At 70.4% G+C, this 24,211-nt stretch carries 24 protein-coding genes; 21 read left to right on the top strand and 3 right to left on the bottom strand.

Annotated features, from left to right (window positions below):
* On the bottom strand, window positions 1-218 hold a 218-nt coding region (locus ACI2L1_RS14705), incomplete at its 3' end, for an aldehyde dehydrogenase family protein (RefSeq protein ID WP_404739703.1).
* A 432-nt stretch (window positions 219-650) separates the two neighbouring features.
* On the opposite strand from ACI2L1_RS14705, the gene ACI2L1_RS14700 reads away from it, so the two are divergent.
* From ACI2L1_RS14700 to ACI2L1_RS14685, 4 genes are read left to right on the top strand one after another with little or no spacing between them, the layout of a single operon-like run.
* Window positions 651-1,670, top strand: coding sequence for a sugar ABC transporter substrate-binding protein (locus tag ACI2L1_RS14700; protein WP_404739702.1), 1,020 nt, complete (start codon window positions 651-653; stop codon window positions 1,668-1,670).
* Window positions 1,670-2,749 carry an ABC transporter permease gene (locus ACI2L1_RS14695; RefSeq protein WP_404739701.1) on the top strand — a complete coding sequence of 360 codons (1,080 nt, stop codon included), beginning with the start codon at window positions 1,670-1,672 and terminating at the stop codon, window positions 2,747-2,749. Before ACI2L1_RS14700 ends, ACI2L1_RS14695 begins: the two co-directional genes overlap by 1 nt.
* Before the next feature lie 5 nt (window positions 2,750-2,754).
* A complete protein-coding gene (locus ACI2L1_RS14690; protein WP_404739700.1) occupies window positions 2,755-3,657 on the top strand; it encodes an ATP-binding cassette domain-containing protein in 903 nt (300 codons plus the stop codon).
* A gap of 25 nt (window positions 3,658-3,682) precedes the next feature.
* Window positions 3,683-4,702 (top strand): Gfo/Idh/MocA family protein, encoded by a 1,020-nt coding sequence (locus ACI2L1_RS14685; protein WP_404739699.1) that lies wholly within the window; start codon window positions 3,683-3,685, stop codon window positions 4,700-4,702.
* 56 nt (window positions 4,703-4,758) lie between these two features.
* On the opposite strand, the gene ACI2L1_RS14680 is transcribed toward ACI2L1_RS14685, so the two are convergent.
* Both ACI2L1_RS14680 and ACI2L1_RS14675 read right to left on the bottom strand, forming a co-directional pair.
* Window positions 4,759-5,778, bottom strand: a complete 1,020-nt coding sequence (locus ACI2L1_RS14680; RefSeq protein WP_404739698.1) for a Gfo/Idh/MocA family protein — start codon at window positions 5,776-5,778, stop codon at window positions 4,759-4,761.
* Complete coding sequence (locus tag ACI2L1_RS14675) at window positions 5,775-7,010, bottom strand: phytanoyl-CoA dioxygenase family protein (RefSeq protein WP_404739697.1); 1,236 nt, start codon at window positions 7,008-7,010, stop codon at window positions 5,775-5,777. Before ACI2L1_RS14675 ends, ACI2L1_RS14680 begins: the two co-directional genes overlap by 4 nt.
* 108 nt (window positions 7,011-7,118) lie before the next feature.
* Between ACI2L1_RS14675 and ACI2L1_RS14670 the strand changes: the two genes are divergently transcribed.
* From ACI2L1_RS14670 to ACI2L1_RS14590, 17 genes are all read left to right on the top strand, one after another.
* Window positions 7,119-8,165, top strand: a complete 1,047-nt coding sequence (locus tag ACI2L1_RS14670; RefSeq protein ID WP_404739696.1) for a LacI family DNA-binding transcriptional regulator — start codon at window positions 7,119-7,121, stop codon at window positions 8,163-8,165.
* A gap of 287 nt (window positions 8,166-8,452) precedes the next feature.
* Window positions 8,453-8,635 (top strand): hypothetical protein, encoded by a 183-nt coding sequence (locus ACI2L1_RS14665; RefSeq protein WP_404739695.1) that lies wholly within the window; start codon window positions 8,453-8,455, stop codon window positions 8,633-8,635.
* A 720-nt stretch (window positions 8,636-9,355) separates the two neighbouring features.
* Window positions 9,356-9,685 carry a TcmI family type II polyketide cyclase gene (locus tag ACI2L1_RS14660; protein WP_404739694.1) on the top strand — a complete coding sequence of 110 codons (330 nt, stop codon included), beginning with the start codon at window positions 9,356-9,358 and terminating at the stop codon, window positions 9,683-9,685.
* Window positions 9,682-10,953: a beta-ketoacyl-[acyl-carrier-protein] synthase family protein gene (locus ACI2L1_RS14655; RefSeq protein WP_404739693.1), complete on the top strand. Its 1,272-nt coding sequence runs from the start codon at window positions 9,682-9,684 to the stop codon at window positions 10,951-10,953. The genes ACI2L1_RS14660 and ACI2L1_RS14655 overlap by 4 nt, the downstream gene beginning before the upstream one ends.
* Window positions 10,950-12,173: a ketosynthase chain-length factor gene (locus ACI2L1_RS14650; protein ID WP_404739692.1), complete on the top strand. Its 1,224-nt coding sequence runs from the start codon at window positions 10,950-10,952 to the stop codon at window positions 12,171-12,173. The genes ACI2L1_RS14655 and ACI2L1_RS14650 overlap by 4 nt, the downstream gene beginning before the upstream one ends.
* Window positions 12,174-12,277: 104 nt before the next feature.
* Window positions 12,278-12,547 (top strand): acyl carrier protein, encoded by a 270-nt coding sequence (locus ACI2L1_RS14645; RefSeq protein WP_404739691.1) that lies wholly within the window; start codon window positions 12,278-12,280, stop codon window positions 12,545-12,547.
* Window positions 12,548-12,556: 9 nt separating this feature from the next.
* A complete protein-coding gene (gene fabG, locus ACI2L1_RS14640) occupies window positions 12,557-13,345 on the top strand; it encodes a 3-oxoacyl-ACP reductase FabG (RefSeq protein ID WP_404739690.1) in 789 nt (262 codons plus the stop codon).
* A 35-nt stretch (window positions 13,346-13,380) separates the two neighbouring features.
* Window positions 13,381-14,328, top strand: a complete 948-nt coding sequence (locus ACI2L1_RS14635) for an aromatase/cyclase (RefSeq protein ID WP_404739689.1) — start codon at window positions 13,381-13,383, stop codon at window positions 14,326-14,328.
* Window position 14,329: 1 nt separating this feature from the next.
* Complete coding sequence (locus ACI2L1_RS14630) at window positions 14,330-15,661, top strand: FAD-dependent monooxygenase (RefSeq protein WP_404739688.1); 1,332 nt, start codon at window positions 14,330-14,332, stop codon at window positions 15,659-15,661.
* Between the two features lie 11 nt (window positions 15,662-15,672).
* Window positions 15,673-16,362, top strand: coding sequence for an antibiotic biosynthesis monooxygenase (locus ACI2L1_RS14625; RefSeq protein WP_404739687.1), 690 nt, complete (start codon window positions 15,673-15,675; stop codon window positions 16,360-16,362).
* Between the two features lie 5 nt (window positions 16,363-16,367).
* Window positions 16,368-17,858: an FAD-dependent monooxygenase gene (locus ACI2L1_RS14620; protein ID WP_404739686.1), complete on the top strand. Its 1,491-nt coding sequence runs from the start codon at window positions 16,368-16,370 to the stop codon at window positions 17,856-17,858.
* A complete protein-coding gene (locus ACI2L1_RS14615) occupies window positions 17,855-18,307 on the top strand; it encodes a nuclear transport factor 2 family protein (RefSeq protein WP_404739685.1) in 453 nt (150 codons plus the stop codon). Before ACI2L1_RS14620 ends, ACI2L1_RS14615 begins: the two co-directional genes overlap by 4 nt.
* A 157-nt stretch (window positions 18,308-18,464) precedes the next feature.
* The gene (locus ACI2L1_RS14610) at window positions 18,465-19,487 is read left to right on the top strand and encodes a methyltransferase (protein ID WP_404739684.1); all 1,023 of its coding nucleotides are present in this window, start codon (window positions 18,465-18,467) and stop codon (window positions 19,485-19,487) included.
* 57 nt (window positions 19,488-19,544) lie between these two features.
* Complete coding sequence (locus ACI2L1_RS14605; protein WP_404739683.1) at window positions 19,545-20,459, top strand: LLM class flavin-dependent oxidoreductase; 915 nt, start codon at window positions 19,545-19,547, stop codon at window positions 20,457-20,459.
* Between the two features lie 160 nt (window positions 20,460-20,619).
* Window positions 20,620-22,224 (top strand): ABC transporter substrate-binding protein, encoded by a 1,605-nt coding sequence (locus ACI2L1_RS14600; protein ID WP_404739682.1) that lies wholly within the window; start codon window positions 20,620-20,622, stop codon window positions 22,222-22,224.
* 12 nt (window positions 22,225-22,236) lie between these two features.
* Window positions 22,237-23,196: an ABC transporter permease gene (locus tag ACI2L1_RS14595; protein ID WP_404739681.1), complete on the top strand. Its 960-nt coding sequence runs from the start codon at window positions 22,237-22,239 to the stop codon at window positions 23,194-23,196.
* The gene (locus tag ACI2L1_RS14590; protein WP_404739680.1) at window positions 23,193-24,065 is read left to right on the top strand and encodes an ABC transporter permease; all 873 of its coding nucleotides are present in this window, start codon (window positions 23,193-23,195) and stop codon (window positions 24,063-24,065) included. Before ACI2L1_RS14595 ends, ACI2L1_RS14590 begins: the two co-directional genes overlap by 4 nt.
* The last annotated feature ends 146 nt before the right edge of the window (window positions 24,066-24,211 follow it).

Raw genomic sequence — 24,211 nt, 5'->3', positions numbered from 1 at the left:
CGGAACCGGAACAGGATCGTGGTCCGCTTGGCCAGCGAGGACCGGCCCCAGGTCACGAAGGCGTCCTTGGCGGCCTGGACCGCCGCGTCCACCTCCTCGACCGACGCGAAGGGGACCTGCTTCTCCTGGTGTCCCGTGGCGGGGTTGTGGATGGCGCCGTAGCGCTCGGACGAACCCTCTAGGGGCTTGCCGTTGATCCAGTGGCGGAGGTGCTTCATCGTGTGCGGGTTTCCTTTCAGGGCCGGACTCGGACGCGGACGGGGCGACCTTCGTTATTTCTGTCGGCATACGGTTCCGCAACGGGTTTATATCGATTACGTTCGACCCGTGGGTAGTGCATCAAAAGGCCGTTCATTCGAGGCCCCCCGGTTCGCGTCAGGCGTCTATCCGTCGCCGTCGGGAAGGTGAAGGGGGAGGGGCCAGGGGCGTCCCGTCATTTCAGGTGTAGAGGTCAGGCGTAACCAGCGTCAAGCAATTGTTCTGACATCTTGCCCTGATGGATAAATGATGTCATTACAAGCGTTGACCCCGGGGTGGGGTGAGGGTTCCATCTCCGTCATAGGCAACAGCCGTGTTAACGGCATGTGATCCGCAGCGTTCGCTCGGTCAGCCTCCTCCCCTCGATCTGCCGCACAGTGAGGTGCCGAAAGATGGACCACTCCTCCCGCTCCCGTTCCCGCAGAATCGTGCCTGTCGTTGCCGTGATGGCGGCGGCCACTCTGTTCGCCGCGGGCTGCTCCAGCAGCTCCGGCGGCAAGAAGGCCGACGACACGGGGAACGACGTCTCGGCCGGCAAGGCCACCACTCCCCGCATGACGATCGCCATGGTCACGCACGCCGCGCCTGGTGACACCTTCTGGGACATCGTGCGCAAGGGCGCCCAGGCCGCCGCCGCCAAGGACAACGTCAAGCTCGTCTACTCGTCCGACCCGAACGCCGGCAACCAGGCCAACCTGGTGCAGAACGCGATCGACCAGAAGGTCGACGGCATCGCGATCACCCTGGCCAAGCCGGACGCCCTCAAGAGCGTCGTCGCCAAGGCGAACTCGGCCGGCATACCCGTCGTCGGCTTCAACTCCGGTGTGAGTGACTGGACGAAGGTGGGCCTGCTGGAGTTCTTCGGGCAGGACGAGGTGGTGGCCGGTGAGGCGTTCGGCAAGAAGCTCAGCGCGGTCGGCGCCAAGCACACGGTCTGTGTCATCCAGGAGCAGGGCAACATCGCCCTCACCCAGCGGTGTGCCGGACTGAAGAAGACCTTCACCGGCAAGACCGACATCCTGTACGTCAACGGCACCGACATGCCGTCCGTGAAGTCGACGATCACCGCCAAGCTCCAGCAGGACAGCTCCATCGACTACGTGGCGACCCTCGGCGCCCCGTGGGCACTCACCTCCGCGCAGGCGATATCCGAGACGGGCAGCAAGGCCAAGGTCGCCACGTTCGACCTCAACAAGGACGCGGTCGCGGCCATCAAGTCCGGCAAGATCCAGTGGGCCATCGACCAGCAGCCCTACCTGCAGGGCTACCTGTCCGTCGACTCTCTGTGGCTCTACAAGACGAACGGAAACTACAGCGGCGGCGGTTCGGAGGCCGTGCTGACCGGCCCGGCCATTGTCGACAAGAGCAACATCGACAAGGTCGCCGCGTTCGCCGCGAAGGGCACTCGGTGATGACTGTGACCCAGACCACGGCTCCGGCGACGGGCTCCCCGTCGCCGGCTCCGCCGGCCCTCCAAAAGGACGGCCGCACCTCTGAACGGCCGCTGGCCCTACGCCTGTTGGCCCGCCCCGAAGTGGGTGTCTTCCTCGGCGCCGCAGCGGTCTACGTCTTCTTCCTGATCGCCGCGCCGCCGGTGCGCGACGGCTCCTCGATGGCGAACATCCTCTACCAGTCGTCCACCATCGGGATCATGGCCCTGCCGGTCGCACTGCTGATGATCGGCGGTGAGTTCGACCTGTCGGCCGGTGTCGCGGTGGTCACTTCGGCGCTGACCGCGAGCATGCTCAGCTACCAGCTCAGCGTGAACGTGTGGGTCGGCGTGATCGTCGCCCTGCTCGTGTCCTTGGGGATCGGGTTCTTCAACGGCTGGCTGGTCGTCAGGACCGGACTGCCGAGCTTCCTGATCACCCTCGGCAGCTTCCTGATCCTGCAGGGCGTGAACCTGGCGGTGACCAAGCTGGTCACCGGCAACGTGGCCACCGACGACATCAGTGACATGGACGGCTTCAGCCAGGCGCAGAAGGTCTTCGCCTCCAGCTTCGACGTCGGCGGGGTCCAGGTGAAGATCACCGTCGTCTGGTGGCTGGTCTTCGCCGCCATCGCCACCTGGGTGCTGCTGCGCACCAAGTACGGCAACTGGACCTTCGCGGTCGGCGGCAACAAGGACAGCGCCCGGGCCGTCGGTGTGCCCGTGACGTTCAGCAAGATCTCGCTGTTCATGCTGGTCGGCTTCGGCGCCTGGTTCGTCGGCATGCACAACCTGTTCTCCTTCAACACCGTGCAGTCCGGTGAGGGCGTCGGCCAGGAGCTGATCTACATCTCCGCCGCGGTCATCGGTGGCTGTCTGCTGACCGGCGGCGCCGGCTCGGCGATCGGCCCGGTGTTCGGCGCGTTCATGTTCGGCATGGTCCAGCAGGGCATCGTCTACGCCGGCTGGAACCCCGACTGGTTCAAGGCCTTCCTCGGCGTCATGCTCCTCGGCGCCGTCCTCATCAATCTGTGGGTCCAGCGCACAGCGACCCGGAGGTGACCCACATGACAAGCAACGAAACCGGCACCCACGGAGCCATCCTCGAGGACACCGCTCCCGAGGGCGAGGCCCAGCCGATCGTCGAACTCCGCAACGCGGGCAAGGCGTACGGCAACATCCGCGCCCTGCACGGGGTGAGCCTCAAGGTCCACCCCAGTCAGGTGACCTGCGTGCTGGGCGACAACGGCGCCGGCAAGTCCACCCTCATCAAGATCATCTCGGGGCTGCACCAGCACACCGAGGGCGAGTTCCTCGTCGACGACACTTCGGTGCGTTTCTCCACCCCGCGCGACGCGCTCGACAAGGGCATCGCCACCGTCTACCAGGATCTGGCGACCGTGCCGCTGATGCCGGTGTGGCGCAACTTCTTCCTCGGCTCCGAGATGACCAAGGGCCCCTGGCCCGTGCGCCGTCTCGACATCGAGAAGATGAAGAAGACCGCGGACACCGAACTGCGCGAGATGGGCATCGTCCTGGACAACCTGGAACAGCCCATCGGTACCCTCTCCGGTGGTCAGCGCCAGTGTGTGGCGATCGCCCGCGCCGTCTACTTCGGCGCCCGCGTCCTGATCCTGGACGAGCCCACCGCCGCTCTCGGCGTCAAGCAGTCCGGCGTGGTGCTCAAGTACATCGCCGCCGCCCGCGACCGCGGACTGGGCGTCATCTTCATCACCCACAATCCGCACCATGCCTACATGGTCGGCGACCACTTCAGCGTGCTGCGCCTGGGCACCATGGAGCTGTCCGCCGAGCGCAGCGACATCACGCTGGAGGAGTTGACCAATCACATGGCCGGTGGCTCCGAACTCGCCGCCCTCAAGCACGAGTTGTCCCAGGTCCGGGGCGTGGACGTCGAGGAGCTCCCGGAAGCGGACGAACTTCAGGTCGGCGCGCCCCAGAGCAACTGACCACGACCACTGGAGACACCGGAACATGTCATCTCAGCGAGCGCTGGGCGTTGCTGTCGTCGGCACCGGCAAGATGGGCGCCGACCACGTGCGCAGACTCAGCGACGTCATCAGCGGGGCCCGCGTGACGGCCGTCGTCGACATCGATGCGGAACGGGCCAAGTCGCTGGCCGACGGGATAGAAGGCTGCACGGCGTACACCGATCCCGCGGTCGCCATGGCGGCACAGGACGTGGACGCGGTCCTCATCGCCTCACCGGGGCCCGCCCACGAGGCGGCCCTGATCGAGGCCCTTCGCCGGGACCTGCCGGTGCTGTGCGAGAAGCCGCTCACTCCTGATGCCGCCGCCGCCCTTCGCGTCCTGGAGGCCGAACAGCGGCTTGGGCACCGGCGCGTGCAGGTGGGCTTCATGCGTCGGTACGACGCCGACTACCTGAAGCTCAAGAAGGTCCTCGACGACGGGGAGTTGGGCCGGACACTGATGCTGCACCAACGGCATCGCAACCCGGCCATGCCCGAGTGGTTCACCGAGGAGATGCTCATCAACGACTCGGTCGTGCACGAGATGGACGTGACACGCTGGCTCCTCGACCAGGAGATCACAGCGGTCACCGTGCACAAACCGGCACCGTCGGCGAAGGCTCCCGCCGGCATGAGCGACCCTCAGTTCGTCCTCTTCGAGACCGAGTCGGGCGCGCTCGTCGGCGTCGAGATCTTCGGACACTGCGGCTTCGGCTACCAGGTACACGCCGAAGCGGTGTGCGAACACGGCACCGTGGGCATCGGCGCCGAGCACGAACCACTGGTCACCACCGGCGGCCGCTGGGGCGGACGGGTCACGCCGGACTACCTCGAGCGTTTCCAGGACGCCTACGACCGCGAGGTCCAGGCCTGGGTCGACGCCACCCGTCGCGGAGAGGTCACCGGCCCCAGCATCTGGGACGGATACGCCGCCGCGGCCGTGTGCGAGGCGGGCGTGCTGTCCCAGCGGGAGGGGCGGCGCGTGGAGGTGGAGTTGGTGGAACGCCCGGCCCTGTACGGGTAGGCGTACGCACAGCGGGAGGGGGCGGTACCGGACCGGTACCGCCCCCTCCCGCTGTGTCATGCCGTGGTCGGAAGGACCGTACGCGGCCGGACGGCGAATCCGGCCGCCCCATAGCACTCGTCGATGAACCGCATGGTCGTCAATGCGTCATCGGCGTCGAGCACCAGCGGTGCGCCATGCCGCAGATGCGCGGCGAACGCCTCCAGTTGGTAGGTGTACGACGACCGACGGCCGAGTTCCTCAGCGCGCTCACCGGCCGCCGTACGCACCACCACCCGGTCGTCCAGATGCGGCTGGACGAAGTTCTTCACCGTGGCCTCACCGCGCGTGCCCACGACGCGAAGGTCCATCTGCCACTTGTGGTACGCCATGTGACAGCGGGCGGTGCCGGTGGCGCCGCCGGGGAACTCCAGGTCGGCGTAGAGCCATTCGTCGACTCCCGGGGCCCCGGCCCGCTCGCCACCGCTCGCGGCGACCAGTCGGGGCGCGCCGCCACCCCAAGGAGCGAGCATCCGCAACGCGTGCAGGCTGTAGCACCCGAGGTCCATCAGCGCACCGCCGGCCAGCGGCAGCGACCACCGTACGTCGCTGTCCGGCGGCGCGGGCATGGCGACCATGGCCTCGACATGCCGCAGGTCGCCCAGCTCCCCGCTGTCGAGCAGCTCGTGCAGGCGCGTGATGACCGGGTGGAACAGGTAGTGGAAGCCCTCCATGAACACGGTGCCCGCCTTGGCGACGGCCTCGTGGACCTCGGTCGCCTCCTCGGTGTTGCTCGCGGACGGCTTCTCGGTGAGCACATGCTTGCCGGCCCGCAGCGCCGCCAGGTTCCACGGCCCGTGCAGGCTGTTGGCCAGCGGGTTGTAGACGACCTCGACCTCCGGGTCGCTGACCAGGTCGGCGTAGGAACCGGCCACCCGCTCCACGCCGTGCGTGGCGGCGAACGCCTCGGCCCGGTCGCGGTCACGGGCGGCCACCGCCACCAGTCGATGACCGCCCGCACGGGCGGGTCCCACGATCGACAGCTCGGCGATCCGGGCCGCGCCCAGTACACCGATACGCAGGGGTTCGTCTGTCATACCTCTCGTACCTCCTCAAGTTGAACGGGTCGGTGCTCGCGCAGCGACAGGGCGCGGCTCGCGGCTGCCGCCTGCAGATCCTTGCGCAGCCGCTCGGGGGCCCAGCCCTCGGTCACGGCCTGCCAGAGGGTGTCCGCCTGGGAGGGCGGAGCCAGCCCGATGTCAGCGCTGACCGGCGGGTTGAGGTCCAGGTCGGTGGGGAAGGGGTAGCCCTCGGCGGTGGCGGCGACCACACGGCGCAGCCAGTCCTCGGAAGCACCTTCGGCCTTGCGGCGCAACAGCACCGGGAAGAGTGCGTTGGCCATCGCCTCGCGGTCCACCGTCTCCATCGCGCGTCCGAAGGCGGAGGAGACCTGCAGCAGGTTGGCCATACGCCGGATGCCGGTGGACCGGTTGTGTCCGGCGGCGTGGAAGAGCGCGGGGTTGAAGAAGACGGCGTCCCCCTTGTCCAGGGGGAGCTGGACGTGGTGGGCGTCGAAGTACTCGACGAACCGCGGCAGTCGCCAGGCGAGGTAACCCGGCTCGTACTTCTGCGAGTGCGGCAGGTACAGGGTCGGACCGGACTCGACGGGCATGTCACAGTGGGCCACCGCGCCCTGAAGGGTCAGTACGGGGGAGAGGCGGTGCACATGCGCCGGGTAGGCGGCGGCGCGCTCCTGGGAGAGGAAACCGAGGTGGTAGTCGCGGTGCACGTTCTGCGCCGCGCCGCCCGGGTTGACCACGTTGACCTGCGAGGTGACCTGGTAGGCGGGGCCGAGCCAGGCCTCGGAGATCAGCTCCAGGATGTCGTTGGCGTAGTAGTCCGCGAACACCTCGGGCGTCCGTACGGCCACCTTGTCCAGGGCGTTCCAGACACGGTCGTTCGCGCCGGGCTCGGCGAAGTGGTCGCCGCGGGCTGCGCTGCTCGCGCGCTCCTCCTCGATCAGCGCGCGGAAGGCGTCGGACGCCCCGTCCACGACGGCCCCGTCCGGGAACGCGCCCTTGAGAACCACGATGCCGGGGCCGTCGAGCAGCGCCCGAATCAGCTCCTCCTGTATGTCCCGACGGCCCTCAGCGGTGACCGCCAGGGCCCGGAGCCGCTCGCTGTCGTAGAGCACCACGTTCTGCTCCACGCCCGCGGCCGACGGGTAGTCCCCGATGTCGGTCTTCTGCTCGACGAGTGAGCGGAGCGCGCCGAGATCACAGTCGGCCTCGGTGAGCCATGTGCGCTTCGCCGTCGCTGGGGAGGGCATCCAGGTCCTTTCGCAGTGACTGCTTTTCTGCCAGTCTTGAGAACCTGGATCCATCAGGCAATCCTCAGCAGTAAATCAAAAACCCATCATCTTCCTTCGAGGTCAGCCATGCGTCACCCCTATCCGATCAGGGAAATCGCCCGCCAGGCAGGGCTGAGCACCGCCACGGTCGACCGCGTCCTCAACCGCCGGGGCAATGTGCGGGAGAGCACCATTCGTGAGGTGCAGGAAGCCATCAAGGATCTGGACCGGCAGCAGACCCAGGTCCGGATCGCGGGCCGGACCTTCATGATCGACATCGTCATGCAGACACCGGAGCGGTTCTCCACCGCCGTACGCGAGGCGCTCGAGGCCGAACTTCCCTCTCTGCATCCCGCCGTCGTGCGCTCACGCTTCCACTTCCGCGAGACCTGCCCGTCGGCGGAGCTGATCGGCACCCTCGACAAGATCGCCAAGCGCGGTTCGCAGGGCGTGATCCTCAAGGCGCCCGACCTGCCGGAGATCGCCGCCGCCGTCGGGCGACTGGTCGCGGTCGGCATCCCTGTCGTCACTCTGGTGACCGACCTGCCGCACAGTTCGCGCCTGGCGTACATCGGCATAGACAACCGCGCGGCGGGCGCCACCGCCGCCTACCTCCTCCAGCAGTGGCTCGGCGATCGGCCGGGCAACGTGCTCGCCACGATCAGCCGCGGTTCCTTCAGAGGTGAGGAGGAGCGCGAGATGGGCTTCCGCAGCGCCATGCGGCTCTCCGACGCCAAGCGCTCCCTGGTCGAGGTCACCGACAGCGACGGCCTGGACGCCACCCAGCGCGCCCTCGTTCTCGAGGCGCTCAAGGATGACGAGGACATCGTCGCGGTCTACTCCATGGGCGGGGGCAACCTAGCCACGCTGGACGCGTTCGACGACCTCGACAGGCCGTGTGCCGTCTTCATCGCACACGACCTCGACCACGACAACACGCGGCTCCTGCGGGAGCGCCGCCTCTCCGCCGTCCTCCACCACGATCTGCGCCAGGACGTACGCCGCGCCTGCCAGGCCGTCATGCGGGCCCACAAAGCCCTGCCGGACGACGGCCCGGCCCTCCCCTCGGCGATCCAGGTGGTCACACCGTTCAACCTGCCGCCCGACGCTTCTCCCGTGCCGTTCCTTGGGTGACGCCCAGAGCTGTGCCCTCCGCCCACGACGCCCACGATGCCACCGACGGCGCCGCCACCGCCGTACGCCCGAACCAGACCCCGAATCAACCCGCGGCCCAACCCGCGCAGCCCCCCCGAAGCCGGACGCGTGCGGCCGGTGACATCCGGCGGTCCGCTCACCGCTCACACATGGCGCGCCCACCAGCCGGCGGTGGGGGCGGATCGACGGGCGGGACCGGCCTCATGCGGGCGGTGCCGGCGTCGATCCGGTCGGCCGGACAGGCCTGCAGGATGCGCCGGTTGGCCTTGGAGAGCCAATCGCCCGGCTGGATGTTGAAGTCGGCCGGCGAGGCGAACGCCCGGTACAGGAACGAGTGCACCCGCTACCGTGTCAACGGCGTTCCCGGCGTCAAGGACCGTTCCTTCGACGCTCTCCAGAACGCCAGGACCTGGCTCGCGCAGGCCCAGACCGACGCCTCGCAGAGGTGAGTTCGTCGATCCGCGCGATGGGGCCATCTGGATACAGCGACGAGAGCACAATGGCGGCCGTCCCCACCATGCCCGCCACCGCCACCGCCGCCGCCACCAACCCCACGCTCCCATCGGCAGGGTCCATCGGCCGCCGTACGACGCCCATACGCCTGCGATCACAACGTCGGACACTGTTCGGCCCGGCATCACCGGCCACAGACCGCTGTCGCCGTCCATCTGAGCCATGGCCAAGAACTGCAGACCGAATCCCGCGCCGGCCGCCAGGGCGCTCGGCGCACCGTCGGAAATCGCCCCGTTTCCCTCCCCGGCCGCGCCCGCTGTGTCCTGCGAGACCGGCTACAGCGCCGGCAGTACGGCAGCCATGCCGAGCCACGCCGGCGCGGCGCGCGCTCCCCGAGCGGCATCACGCCCCTCAGCCGTACCGCTCGCCGTAACACCCCCGCGAAACCCCCACGCCCTCATGACGATCATCTGACCCATCCCGCAGTTCCCCTGTCCCGCCCGCACCCCCCTCTGTCGTTGACCGGCATCCGTCTGACCTTTCTGCGCAGTCCCCCGAAAAACCCTGACAAAGCCCTGAACCGGCCTCCCTTGAACGTGACCGCCCGCACCCCGGAGGCTTGAAGTCGCGGGTCAGCGTGGGCATTTGAGGGAAGCCGGACGCGACATGCACCGCTGCGATGTCATGGTCATTACATGAGCGGGGAGTAGGTACGCATGCACAGCACCTTGATCGTCGCCAGGCTGGAACCGGGCGCGAGCGCGAACGTGGCCGGCCTGTTCGCCGATTTCGACGCGACCGAGATGCCGCACAGGATGGGGACCAGGCGGCGCCAGCTCTTTCACTATCGGGGGCTGTACTTCCACCTCCAGGACTTCGACGAGGACAACGGGGGAGAGCTGATCGAGGCGGCGAAGACCGACCCCCGGTTCATCGGGATCAGCAACGACCTGAAGCCGTTCATCGAGGCGTACGACCCGGCTACCTGGCGCTCACCGGCGGACGCGATGGCGACGCGGTTCTATTCGTGGGAGGCGTCCGCGTGAGCGCGCGTCGCGTCGTCATCACGGGACTTGAGGTCCTCGCGCCAGGTGGCGTGGGCGCCAAGAACTTCTGGAGCCTGCTGAGCGAGGGGCGTACGGCGACTCGGGGAATCACGTTCTTCGACCCTGCGCCGTTCCGCTCCCGCGTCGCCGCCGAGATCGACTTCGATCCGTACGAGCACGGCCTCACCCCGCAGGAAGTGCGGCGCATGGACCGGGCCGCCCAGTTCGCGGTGGTCGCGGCGCGCGGCGCGGTCGCGGACAGCGGGATCGAGTTCGCCGACCTCGACCCGTACCGCACCGGCGTCACCATCGGGAGCGCGGTCGGCGCCACGATGGGCCTTGACGAGGAGTACCGCGTCGTCAGCGACGGCGGCCGGCTCGACCTCGTCGACCACGCGTACGCGGCACCGCATCTCTACGACCACCTGGTGCCCAGCTCCTTCGCCACCGAGGTCGCCTGGGCGGTGGGCGCCGAGGGCCCCGCCACCGTCGTCTCCACCGGCTGCACCTCGGGCATCGACTCCGTCGGGTACGCCGCCGAGCTGATCCGCGAGGGAGCGGTGGACATCATGGTCGCCGGCTCGTCGGATGCGCCGATCTCCCCGATCACCATGGCCTGCTTCGACGCGATCAAGGCCACCACCCCCCGCCATGACGACCCGGCCCACGCCTCCCGCCCCTTCGACGGCACCCGCAACGGGTTCGTGCTCGGCGAGGGCGCGGCCGTGTTCGTGCTGGAGGAGCTCGACAGCGCCCGCAGCCGCGGCGCCCACATCTACGCGGAGATCGCCGGGTACGCGACCCGCTCGAACGCCTACCACATGACCGGACTGCGTCCCGACGGCGCGGAGATGGCCGAGGCGATCCGGGTCGCCCTCGACGAGGCGCGGCTGCCCGGCGAGGCCGTCGACTACATCAACGCGCACGGCTCGGGCACGAAACAGAACGACCGCCACGAGACAGCCGCGTTCAAACGCAGCCTCGGCGCGCACGCCTACCGCACCCCGGTCAGCTCGATCAAGTCGATGGTGGGCCACTCCCTGGGCGCGATCGGCTCCATCGAGATCGCCGCCTCAGTCCTGGCCATGGAGTACGACGTCGTCCCGCCGACCGCCAACCTCCACACCCCCGACCCCGAGTGCGACCTCGATTACGTGCCGCTGGAGGCCCGCGATCAGCTCATCGACGCGGTACTCACCGTCGGCAGCGGGTTCGGCGGGTTCCAGAGCGCGATGGTGCTGGCCGAGCCGGAAAGGAAGCAGGTGTGAGTACGGCGACCGTCGTGGTGACCGGACTCGGCGTCGCCTCGCCGACCGGGCTCGGGACGCGCGAGCACTGGGCGGCCACGTGCGAGGGCCGCAGCGGCATCGGCCGCCTCACCCGCTTCGACCCGTCCGGCTACCCGGCGAAACTCGCCGGCGAGATCACCGGGTTCACCGCCGAGGAGCACCTGCCGGGCCGGCTCATCCCGCAGACCGACCGGATGACCCGGCTCGCCCTCGCCGCCGCCGACTGGGCGCTGGCCGACGCGGGCGTACGCCCCGACGAGCTGGCCTCCTTCGACATGGGCGTGGTCACCGCGAGCGCGTCCGGCGGCTTCGAGTTCGGCCAGAACGAGCTGCGCAAGCTGTGGAGTCAGGGCAGTCAGTACGTGTCCGCGTACCAGTCCTTCGCCTGGTTCTACGCCGTCAACAGCGGCCAGATCTCCATTCGCAACGGCATGAAGGGCCCCAGCGGCGTCGTCGTCAGCGACCAGGCCGGCGGCCTCGACGCGGTCGCCCAGGCCCGCCGGCAGATCCGCAAGGGCACCCGTCTCGTGGTGTCCGGCGGCGTCGACGCCTCCCTGTGCCCCTGGGGCTGGGTCGCGCAGCTCGCCGGCGGTCGGCTCAGCACCAATGAGGACCCCGCCCGCGCCTACCTCCCCTTCGACCGCGACGCCCGCGGCTATGTGCCCGGCGAGGGCGGCGCGATCCTGATCCTGGAGGCAGCCGAGGCCGCCCGCGAACGCGGCGCGCACTCCTACGGCGAGATCGCCGGGTACGGTGCCACCTTCGACCCCAAGCCCGGCAGCGGACGCCCGCCCGGCCTGCGCAAGGCAGTCGAACTCGCCCTAGCCGACGCGGGCGCCCAACCCGCCGACGTGGACGTCGTGTTCGCCGACGCGGCCGGCGACCCCGAACTCGACCGCGCCGAGGCCGCCGCGCTCACCCAGGTCTTCGGCCCGCACGGCGTCCCGGTCAGCTGCCCCAAGACGATGACCGGCCGCCTCTACTCGGGCGCCGCCCCCCTCGACCTGGCCACCGCCCTGCTCGCCCTGCGCGACGGCATCGTCCCCGCCGCCGTCAACGTCAAGCTCTCCCCCGAGTACGACATCGACCTCGTCGTCGACCAGCCGCGCCGCCTCGACCTGCGCACCGCGCTGGTCCTGGCCCGGGGGCACGGCGGCTTCAACTCCGCCGTCGTCCTACGAGCGCCCGCACCGCACTGACCGCCCTGCCGGGAAGGCCCGTTTCCCCGCACGCGCCCCCACGCACCCCGAAGCCTCCGCACGCGCCCGCCACCCAGCCAGCCCCCCACCGGAAGGACCCTCCCGTGTCTGCCGACCCATTCACACTCGCCGATCTCAAGCGCATCCTCCTGGAGGCCGCCGGCGCCGAAGAGGGCGTCGACCTCGACGGTGACGTCCTGGACACCGAGTTCACCGCGCTCGGCTACGAGTCGCTGGCCCTCCTGGAGACCGGCAGCCGGATCGAGCGCGCGTACGGCATCGCTCTCGACGACGACCTGTTGACCGACGCGCTCACGCCGCGCGCTCTCATCGGTGTCGTCAACGACCTGCTGACCGTCTCCCGCACCGTCTGAGAGGCCACCATGACCACGACCACCACCGGCCGCGTCGCTCTCGTCACCGGCGCCACCAGCGGCATCGGCCTGGCCGTCGCCCGGCTGCTCGCCGTCCAGGGGCACCGCGTGTTCATCGGTGCCCGCGACGCGGAGAACGTCGAGGCCACCGTCAAGGAACTCGTCGCCGAGGGGCTCGACGTGGCCGGTACGACCGTCGACGTCCGCGAACCCGAGGCCGTACGGGACTTCGTGCGGGCCGCGCTGGAGCGGTTCGGGACGATCGATGTGCTCGTCAACAACGCGGGCCGGTCCGGCGGCGGCGTCACCGCCGATATCGCCGACGAGCTGTGGGAGGACGTCATCGAGACGAACCTCACCAGCGTCTTCCGGCTCACCCGCGAGGTCCTGACCACGGGCGGACTGCGCCACAAGGACCGGGGCCGCATCATCAACATCGCCTCCACGGCCGGCAAGCAGGGCGTCGTACTGGGCGCCCCCTACTCCGCGTCGAAGCACGGCGTCGTCGGCTTCACCAAGGCCCTCGGCAACGAACTCGCGCCCACCGGTATCACCGTCAACGCGGTCTGCCCCGGGTATGTCGAGACGCCGATGGCGCAGCGGGTCCGGCAGGGGTACGCCGCCGCCTACGACACCAGCGAGGACGCGATCCTGGAGAAGTTCCAGGCGAAGATCCCGCTCGGCCGGTACTCCACCCCGGAAGAGGTCGCGGGCCTGGTCGGTTACCTCGCCTCCGACACCGCCGCCTCCATCACCGCACAGGCCCTCAACGTCTGCGGCGGACTCGGCAACTTCTGACCGGAACCCAGGACCATGACGAAGGAGCCCGCCCCATGACAACCCGTGAGGTCGAGCACGAGATCACCGTCGGCGCCCCCGCGGCGGCCGTCTACCGCCTCATCGCCGACGTGGTGAACTGGCCCCGGATCTTCCCGCCCACCATCCACGTCGACCAGGTCGAGCACACCGGCGCCGAGGAACGCATCCGGATCTGGGCCACGGCACGCGGCGAGGCCAAGAACTGGACCTCCCGCCGCACCCTGGACCCGGAGGGCCTGCGCATCACCTTCCGGCAGGAGATCAGCACCCCGCCGGTCGCTGCGATGGGCGGCGCCTGGATCATCGAACCCCTCGGCGACAACAAGGCCCGGGTCCGGCTCACACACGACTACCGTGCGGTCGACGACGACCCGGAAGGGCTCGCCTGGATCGACGAGGCCGTCGAACGCAACAGCCGCTCCGAACTCGCCGCGCTGCGCACCAACGTCGAAGCCGCCCACGCCGCCGAGGACCTGACGTTCTCCTTCACCGACAGCGTCACCGTCACCGGTGCCGCCAAGGACCTCTTCGACTTCGTCAACGAGGCCGACCAGTGGGCCGAGCGGCTCCCGCACGTCGCGTCCGTACGTCTCACCGAGGACACCCCGGGGCTCCAGACCCTGGAGATGGACACCCGCGCCAAGGACGGTTCCACGCACACCACCAAGTCGTACCGCGTGACCTTCCCCCACCACCGCATCGCCTACAAACAGGTCACCCTGCCCGCGCTGCTGACCCTGCACACCGGCGTGTGGACCTTCGAGGAGACCGGGGAAGGCACCGTCGCCTCCTCCCAGCACACCGTCAGCCTCAACACCGACAACATCGCCGCCGTCCTCGGCCCCGAGGCGACCGTGGCCGACGCCCGGACGTACGTCCACACCGCCCTGTCCACCAACAGCCTCGCCACCCTCGACCACGCCAGGGCGTATGCCGAGACGCTCGCGGGGGAGCGGGGCTGACGTGCCGGACACACAGGTCGTGGTCGTCGGCGCGGGCCCCGTCGGGCTGCTGCTCGCCGGGGAGCTGCGCCTGGGCGGCGCCGACGTCGTCGTACTCGAACGGCTCGAAGAGCCCACCACCGAGTCGCGGGCCTCGACCCTTCACGCCCGCACGATGGAGATCTTCGACAGCCGGGGGCTGTGGGACGGGGGCGACAGCCCGGCGAGCGACTCGCGCGGGCACTTCGCCGGGATCCCGGTCGATCTGACACTGCCCGGCAGCCGGCCGGGGCTGTGGAAGGTGCCCCAGTTCGACACCGAGCGGCTGCTTGCGCGCTGGGCCGCCGGGCTCGGCGCCGACGTGCGGCGTGGGCAGGAGGTGCGGGCGGTCACCGACACGGGCGCGTACGTCGAGGTCGAGACCGGCGGCCATGTCGTACGCGCCGCCTGGCTCGTCGCCTGCGACGGCGAGGACAGCACCGTACGCCGCCTCCTCGGCGCGGACTTCCCCGGCCACGACGCGCGGCGCGAGCTGCTGCGGGCCGACGTCGCCGGGATCGAGGTCCCCGACCGGCGCTTCGAGCGGCTGCCGGACGGCCTGGCCGTCGCCGCGCGCCGGGCCGACGGGGTGACGCGGGTCATGGTGCACGAGCACGGCACACCGGTGCCCGTACGGACCGGGCCGCCCGCGTACGACGAGATCGCGCGCGCCTGGAAGCGGGTCACCGGCGAGGACGTCAGCGGCGGCACCCCGCTGTGGGTGAACGCGTTCGACGACACGACCCGCCAGCTCACCCACTACCGGCACGGCCGCGTCCTGTTCGCGGGCGACGCCGCGCACCGTCAGCCCCCCATCGGCGGCCAGGCCCTCAACCTGGGCCTGCACGACGCCTTCAATCTGGGCTGGAAGCTCGCCGCCGAGGTCACCGGCCGCGCCCACCCCGGCCTCCTCGACACCTACCACGCCGAACGCCACCCGGTCGGCGCGCGCACCCTCTCCACCATCGAGGCGCAGGCGCTGCTGCTGTTCGGCGGCCCCGAGGTGGAACCCGTACGCGCCCTGCTCACCGAACTCATCGGCCACGAACCGGTCCGCGCCCACCTCGCCGCGACGATCGGCGGCCTCGACGTCCGGTACGACGGCGTCGGCGCCCGGCTGCCGCACAGCACCGAACTCCTGCGCGCCGGACGGGGGCTGCTCCTCGGCCCCGCCGACATCCTGGGCGGCGTCCCCTATGCCCACGCCGAGCACTGGACCCTCGTACGACCCGACGGGCACGCCGTCTGGGCGGACCCGTCCGACCCGCCGCCGCAAGAGGTGCTCGCCCGCTGGTTCGGCCCACCAACGACGTAAGGAAACCCGCCATGCCCCTGATCTCGCCCGACGACGGCTACCTCACCGTCTTCAACCTCTTCGAGACGGACACCCGGCCCCTCCAGGACGACGTGCTCGACGCGATGCGCGACATCATCGACCACGCCGACTACCCCGGCTGGATCTCCTCGACGCTGCACTCGGGCGTGGACGAGCCGGGCACCGTCAACTACATCCAGTGGCGCAGTGCCGCCGACCTCCAGGCCCGGTACGAGGGCCAGAAGTTCCAGCAGAAGACCGTACCCCTGTTCCACAAACTGGCCCGGACCGTACGGCTGTTGAAGACCGAACTGGCCTTCACGCAGCACCACCCCGCGCTGGACCGGGGCATCGAGATCTCGCCGGAACGCGACGACTACACCGTAGTGATCGTTTTCGACACGCGCCCCGAGGACCAGAAGGACCTTCTGGAGACCCTCGCCAAGCCGGACGAGTGGATCACGACCGTGCCCGGCTACCGTTCGCACACCTACTTCCGGGGCGTGGAAGGCACGTACGTCGTCAACTACGCCCAGTGGGACAGCAAGGAGGCGTACGACGCGTTTCACACCCTTCCCGAGGAGCAGCGGCCGGCTGACATTCGCCGGGGCCGGGAGCGGGCGCGGTCCCTCGTCACCGGGCGGCAGGCCAACACCTACCGGGTGACACACTCCCGGTCAGCTCTGTCGAAGAAGGACTGACCGGCATGGCCGACACCGACGTCATCGTCGTCGGCGCGGGGCCGACCGGGCTGACGCTCGCCGGTGAACTGCGCCTGGGCGGCGCGCGCGTGACGGTAGTGGAGCGGCTCGCCGAGCCCACCGGACAGTCCCGGGGGCTGGGTTTCACCGCCCGCGCCATGGAGGCGTTCGACCAGCGGGGGCTGCTGCCGCGCTTCGGAACGCCGGAGATCAGCCCTGTCGGCCACTTCGGCGGGGTGCGGTTCGACTACACCGTCCTGCCGGGTGCCCACTTCGGGGCCCGGGGGATACCGCAGTCGCGCACCGAGGCGGTGCTGGAGGAGTGGGCGGTCGAACTCGGCGCGGTCGTCCACCGGGGGTGGGAGTTCACCGGGCTGGATGCCGGGGACTCGGCGGTGGAGATCACCGTTCGCACCCCCGAAGGGCCTGGGCGGCTGCGCGCCGCCTACCTCGTGGGCGCCGACGGGGCGCACAGCCCCGTGCGTGAGGCCGCCGGGATCGCCTTCCCCGGCACACCGGCCGCCCGTGTCATGTACCTCGCGGACGTGGTGGGCCGCACGCTGCGGCCCCGGCCGCTCGGGGAGCGTCTGGAACACGGCATGGTGATGGCGGCGCCCCTGACCGACGAGGTCGACCGCATCATCGTCTGCCCGGACGGCGCTCCGCCCCGCGAGGACGCGGCGCCCGTCACGTTCGCCGAGGTCGCGGATGCCTGGCGGCGGCTCACCGGCGAGGACATCGCCGACGCCGACACCGAGTGGGTCAGCTCCTTCACCGACGCCACCCGGCAGGCGGCCACCTACCGCGCGGACCGGGTCCTGCTCGCCGGGGACGCCGCACACATCCACCTCCCGGCCGGCGGCCAGGGCATGAGCACCGGCATCCTGGACGCCGTCAACCTGGGCTGGAAGCTCGCCGCCGAGGTCACCGGCCGCGCCCACCCCGGCCTCCTCGACACCTACCACGCCGAACGCCACCCGGTCGGCGCCCGTCTGTTGCTGAACACCCGCGCCCAGGGCACGGTCTTCCTCGGCGGCCGGGAGTCCGACCCGCTGCGCGCCCTGTTCGCCGAACTCATCGCGTACGACGACGTCAAACGCCATCTCGCCGGCGCGGTGAGCGGTATCGACGTCCGGTACGACCTCGACGGCGGCCACCCGCTGACCGGCGGGCGCGTCGCACCCCGCGCCCTGGTCGGGCCCGCCGGGGAGACCAGCACCGCCCAACTCCTGCACCCCGCGCGCGGCGTCCTCCTCGACCTCGCCGACGACCCGGAGGTCCGCACGGCCGCCGCCCCCTGGCACGACCGGGTGACCGTCACGACCGCCAAGCCGGCCGACGACCCGCACGACCAACTGGCCGGCCTGCACGCCCTGTTGATCCGCCCCGACGGGCACGCCGCGTGGGTGTCCGCCGCGCCCGGCGGCGAGGGACTCACCGACGCCCTGCACCGCTGGTTCGGACCCGTCACCGACCGAAAGGCAGTACCGGCATGAGTGAAAAGACCCTCGCCGACCTGCGGGACAGGGCCGACCTCACCGCCCTCGCCGACCGCTACGTCACCCACCTCGACCGCGACCGGCACCGCGACGACTGGTTCGGCGCGGTCTTCACCGACGATGTCCACCTCACCTTCCCCATGGGCGAGTACAAGGGGATCGCGGGACTCACCGAGTTCCAGGAGATGGCCCGTACGACCTTCGAGCGGACCCACCACACCGCGTCCAACTACTTCATCGACGTCGACGGCGACCGGGCCACGATCCGCGCGCACCTGACCGCCGTACACGTCCGCAAGGCCGCCGAGCCCGGCGTCCACTTCACCATCGGCGGCCACTACGAGGCAGGTGCGGTGCGGACCGCCGACGGCTGGCGCATCGACCGGTTCGTCTTCGACCTGGTGTGGCACGAAGGGCAGGGCCCGCAGGGCGCGCCGGGGCACTGACCCAGCGACTTTGCAGAGATCTGACGTACCGCGCAAAGACCTGACATCAGCGCGGCTTGTACCGCCCGACCGGCCCCGACACACTTCAGATGGGCCTGTCGGTGTCTCCCGGTCGGACCCCACCGGCCGACCCCGCCGTCAAGGAGGAAGCTCCGCCATGCCCCCAGGCACCAGTGAACTGCCCCTGCACGCACAGGTGTTGCAGCTCGCCACCGCAGGATGGCTCGCCCAGGCGGTCAGCGCGACCGCTGAACTCGGCGTCGCCGACGCACTTGCCGAAGGCCCCCGACCGCTCGCCGAACTCGCCGCCGCGACCGACACGCACGCGCCCAGCCTCTACCGGCTGCTGCGGGCCGGCGCCGATATCGGCCTGTTCACCGAACACGACGGCCAGGTCTTCGAACTGACCGCGCTGGGCGACGCGTTGCGCGCCGACAGCCCGGTCAGCCTGCGCAACTTCGCGATCTGGACCGGGCTGCCCGCCGAACGGCACGCCTGGGCCGGCCTCGCCGACGCCGTACGCACCGGGCACACCGCCTTCCCCGAGGTGCTCGGCAAGTCCGTCTGGGACTACCTGCACGACCACCCCGACGTGCTCGGCGTCTTCGACCGGGCCATGACCGAGGCGTCCCGGCAGATCATCGCGCCGGTCGTCGCCGCCTACGACTTCGGGCGGTTCTCGACGATCGTCGACGCGGGCGGCGGGAGGGGCGCGCTGCTGGCCGCCGTCCTCGCGTCCGCGCCCGGGACGCGCGGGATTCTGTACGACCGGCCCGAGGTCATCGCCTCGGCCGGGCAGCCGCTCCGGGACGCCGGGGTGGCCGACCGGGCGGAGCTGGTCGCCGGGGACTTCTTCGAGTCCGTGCCGGGCGGCGGTGACGCCGTGATCCTCTCCAACATCATCCACGACTGGGACGACGAGCAGTCCCGGCGCATCCTGACCAACGCGCGTGCCGCGCTGGCCGACGGGGGGCATGTGCTGCTGGTCGAGGCCGTGTTGGCGGACCGGCCTCGGCCGTCGCCGACGGTTTCCCTGATGGACCTCGACATGCTGGTCGTCGCCGGGGGACAGCAGCGTACGGCCGGTGAGTTCGAGGCGCTGCTGGCGGACTCGGGGCTCAAGCTGACGCGGGTCGTGCCGGGTGGGCACTGCAGCGTGGTCGAAGCTGTACGGGTCTGACACGGGGTGTGTGTCTCCCGTGCCGCCCACTGAAATCCGTACCGAGGAAAGAAGCAGATGACAGAACTGCTCGCACGCAAACTGTGGTTCGGGATCGGACCGGGGGTCGCCGTCGACGACGCGCCGGACGTCGTACGCCGGGTCGAGTACGCCGACCGGGCAGGGCTCGACTTCTTCGCCCTGTCCGACCACCCGTACTACGGCGATCGGCTGGAGGCGTACAGCACGCTCGGACTGCTCCTCGGCCGGACCCGGACCATCACCGGCATAACGACCGTCACCAACCTGCCGACCCGCCCGGTGCCGCTGCTGGCCCGCACCCTGTCGACGCTGTCCGTGCTCTCCGGGGGCCGGGTCGTCCTCGGCATCGGCGCGGGCGGCTACTGGGACGACATCGCCCGCTTCGGTGTCACCCGGCTCGACCCGGCCGCCGCCGTGCGCGCCCTGGAGGAGGCCATCGGCCTGGTGCGGGCGCTGTCCGGCGGCCCGGCCCCGGTCACCCTGGACGGCGAGTTCACCCAGGTCGGCGGGCTCGACCCGGCACCGGTGCCCGCCCCGCTGGTCTGGACCGGGTCCGTGGGCCCCAAGTCCCTCGCGGTCACCGGGCGTTCGGCGGACGGCTGGATCCCCGGCAACGCGGCGGACTGGCACAGCGAGCGGTACCGCAGCTCACGGCCGCTGGTCGAGGAAGCCGCGCGCTCCGTCGGCCGTGACCCCGCGGACATCGCGACCGTCTTCAACCTGCCGGCTCGCATCACCGACACCCCCGTCAACGCCCCGCGCGACTCGTCCGGGCGGTGGCTGGGAGGTTCCGTCGGTCAGTGGATCACCGAACTGACCGGGGCCGTCCTCGAACACGGCGCATCAGGGTTCGTGTACTTCGCGTCCGGTGACCCCTCGGGTCAGGTCGGCCTCGGGCGGTGGGCCGAGGAGATCGTGCCGGCCGTCCGTGAGGCAGTCGCCAAGGGCTGACGAACGAGAACACGCCCGCTGTCCTGAGGCGTTCGCGACGGGCCGGCGGCCCGGTTTCCCCGCAGGGGCCGTGCCCCCGTCCGTGAGGCGCAGAGCCTCACCCCCTCGCCGCCTCCCCGAGTTCCTTCGAGACCCGAGTTCCTTCGAGAAAGGTCCTGAGATGCCCATCAGAACCACCCGCTCGCGCCGTCGGCTTCGTCTCGCGGGCGCGCTGCTCGCGGTCGTCCTGCCCGTCGCCGCGTGTTCGGGCGGGGGCACGGACTCGGGCGGTACGAGTGACGGGGCGCCGCGTGACGGGGGGACGCTGCTGGTCGGGGCCGAGGCGGATCCGGGGTGCCTGGATCCGCAGCAGACGGGGCAGATCAGCGCGATCGACGTCACCCGGTCCGTGGTCGACTCGCTCACCGCTCAGGATCCGAAGTCCGGCAAGATCGTGCCGTGGCTGGCGAAGTCGTTCACGACCAGTGCGGACGGCAGCGCATTCACGTTCGCGCTGCGCGAGGGCGTCACCTTCAGCGACGGCAAGCCCGTCGACGCGGCGGCGGTGAAGGCCACGTTCGACAACCTGGTGAAGCTGCCCGCGAACGGCGCCCCCGGCTATCTGATCGGCTACCAGGGCACGACCGTCACCGACGCGCACACCCTCACCGTCAAGTTCGCGACGGCCAACGCCCAGTTCCTCCAGGCCACTTCGACCGTCGGCCTGGGGATCCTGTCGCCCGCGTCGTTCACGGCCTCGGCCGCCGACCGCTGCCGGGGCAAGTTCATCGGCTCGGGCCCGTACGTCCTGGACCACTACACCACCAACCAGGAAGCCGTACTGAAGAAGCGGGCGGACTACGCCTGGCCGTCGTCCCTCGCCACACACAAGGGCGCCGCCCGCCTCGACGAGGTGAAGTTCACGTTCATCCCGGAGGCCGGAGCCCGCACCGGCGCTCTCTCCTCCGGTCAGGTCGACCTGGCCAAGGCCCTCCAGCCCACGGACGAGGCCCAGTTCAAGGGCAACGGCTTCCGTGTCCTGGCGGCCCCGGGACCCGGGCTCGTACCGCCGCTCTCCCTCAACCACCAGCGGGTCCTCGCCGACCAGAAGGTCCGCGAGGCGCTCCTCAAAGGCATCGACCGGCAGGGGCTCGTCGACTCCGTGTTCAGCGACTCGTACAAGCCCGCCACGAGCGTGCTGTCCTCGACGACTCCGTACTACGAGGACTTCTCCGACAGACTCCGCTACGACCCCCAGGGCGCCAAATCCCTGCTGGACAGCGCGGGTTGGAAGGAGGGCAAAGACGGCATCCGCGAGAAGGACGGCAAACCGCTCGCCCTCACCTGGCTGATCCCCGCGCCGATGCCGCCCGCGAACGAGGCCGTGCAGCAGCAGCTCCGGAAGATCGGCGTCGACCTGAAGCTGAGGGCCGTCACGCCCGCCGTCTACGTCGAGCAGCAGCAGAAGGGCAACTTCGACCTCACCGCCGTCGGTGTCACCCGTGCCGACCCGGACGTCCTGCGCAGCATCTTCTACACCAAGAGCGCCAACCTCTGGCACCTACCGCCCAGCGAACTCGACACCTACCTGGAGCAGGAGGCCGCGGCGACCGACGCGAAGACCCGCCAGACCGCCGTGTCCAACGCGGTCCGCTGGATCCTCGACCACGCCGACACCGTCCCGCTGTACGAGGGCGCCCAGGTCCACGGCGTCTCCGACAAGGTCAAGGGCTTCACGCTCGACGCCTCCAACCGGTTCGACCTGTACGACACCTGGCTGGGCTGAGGGAGGTCGACTGTGCACACTGCCCTGTACGTGGCCACCCGAACACTGCGCGCGGTGTTCGTCGTCTGGGCCGCGTTCACCCTCACCTTCGGCGCGCTGCGACTGCTGCCCGGCGACCCGGTCGCGCTCATGCTCAGCGGGCGCGGCGGCTTCGCCGAACTGACACCGCAGCAGATCGCCCAGGCGCGCGCGGAACTCGGCCTCGACCGGCCGCTGATGGTCCAGTACGGCTCCGCGCTCGCCGACGCGCTCCACGGCGACCTCGGCGCGTCCCTCCAGACCGGGCAGCCGGTCTCCCGCGTGATCGTCGACGCGATCCCGCCGACCCTCCAGGTCGGCACCCTCGCACTGCTGCTCGCGCTGACCCTGGGCACCCTGCTCGGAGTCGCCGCGAACCTCACCGCGAGCCCTCTGTTACGCCAACTCCTGCGCTCACTCCCGTCGTTCGCGGTGTCCCTGCCCTCCTTCTGGGTGGGGCTCGTCCTGATCCAGTTCCTCTCCTTCCGCTGGCACCTCTTCCCCTCCCTCGGCGACAGCGGCTTCGACAGCGTGGTCCTGCCCGCCTGCACCATGGCGATCCCGGGAGCCGCACTCGTCGCCCAGGTCCTCGGCAAGTCCCTCCACACGACCCTCCAGGAGCCGTACGCCGACACCGTGCGCGCCACCGGCGCGGGCCGGGCCCGACTCCTCTTCGGCCACGGGCTGCGCAACGCGGCCATCCCTGCCGCGACCGTCGCCGGGATGCTCGTCGGCTCTCTGATCGGCGGCGCGGTCGTCGTCGAGACGGTCTTCTCACGGCCCGGCATGGGCCGCATCACCCAGTCCGCCGTCTCCGCGCAGGACCTGCCCGTCGTACAGGGGGTGGTGGTGGTCGCCGCTCTGGCCTTCGCCGTGGTCAACCTGCTGATCGACCTGTTGTATCCGGTGCTCGACCCCCGCATCCGCGCCACGGGACGGCTGGTGACCGCATGACGACGCTGACTCGATTGCCCGTCGAGCCGGTCCAGGAGCCCGCACGGCTTCGCCGCGTGGTGTCGGCCCCCCTCCGCTCACCCGGCGTCACGCTCTCCGTCCTCGTCCTCGCGCTGGTCCTCGGCTGGGCCCTCGTACCGGACTGGTTCACCTCCCGCAGCCCCCTCACCGGCGTACCGGCGGACCGTTTCCAACCACCGAGCGCCCAACACCTCTTCGGAACAGACCAGTTGGGCCGCGACATCTACGCCCGAGTGGTCCACGGCGCAGCCCTGTCGCTGCGCGCCACCGCCCTGGCCATCCTCATCGCCCTGGGCGGCGGAGTGATCCTCGGGCTCGTCGCCGGGTTCTTCGGCCGCTGGACGGACGCGGTCATCATGCGGGCCGTCGAGGTCACGATGTCCGTCCCGCCGCTCCTGCTCTCCCTCACCCTCGTCACCGCGCTCGGCGTGGGCACCGGCCAGATCGCCCTCGCCATCGGCGCGACCAGCGTCGCCGCGTTCACCCGTGTCATGCGGGCGGAAGTACTGCGCGTACGGGCCGCACCGTACGTCGAGGCCGCGATCCTCTGCGGTGCGCGATGGTGGCGCATCCTCCCCCGCTACATCCTCCCGTCCGCCATCGGCCCCGTCCTGGCCCTGGCCGCCCTCGACTTCGGCCTCGTCGTCCTCGCCGTCTCCAGCCTGGGCTTCCTCGGCTACGGCGAACCCCCACCGGCCCCCGAATGGGGCTCCCTCGTCGCCGACGGCCGCAACTACCTCGCGACGGCCTGGTGGCTGACCACGCTGCCCAGTCTCACGGTCACGGTCGTCGTCCTCGCGGCGAACCGGCTGTCACGGGTGCTCGAAGCGGAAGGGGGACATCGGTGAATCCGGTGGAACCGGTGCGTGATCACGACTCGGCCGGGGTTCTGAGGCCTGCCAGGTACCGAAGTGACCCGGCGCCGGACCCGGACCTCTCCGCTTACGGCTCGGCGGGGGACCGGGGTTCTCGTGCGGCGGCCGGGTACGACGAC

It is taken from the genome of Streptomyces sp. NPDC019531 (assembly GCF_044903305.1).
Classification (GTDB): Bacteria; Actinomycetota; Actinomycetes; order Streptomycetales; family Streptomycetaceae; genus Streptomyces.
The sequence above is the reverse complement of the archived record's forward strand: the minus strand, read 5'-3'. Positions and strand labels throughout refer to the sequence as shown.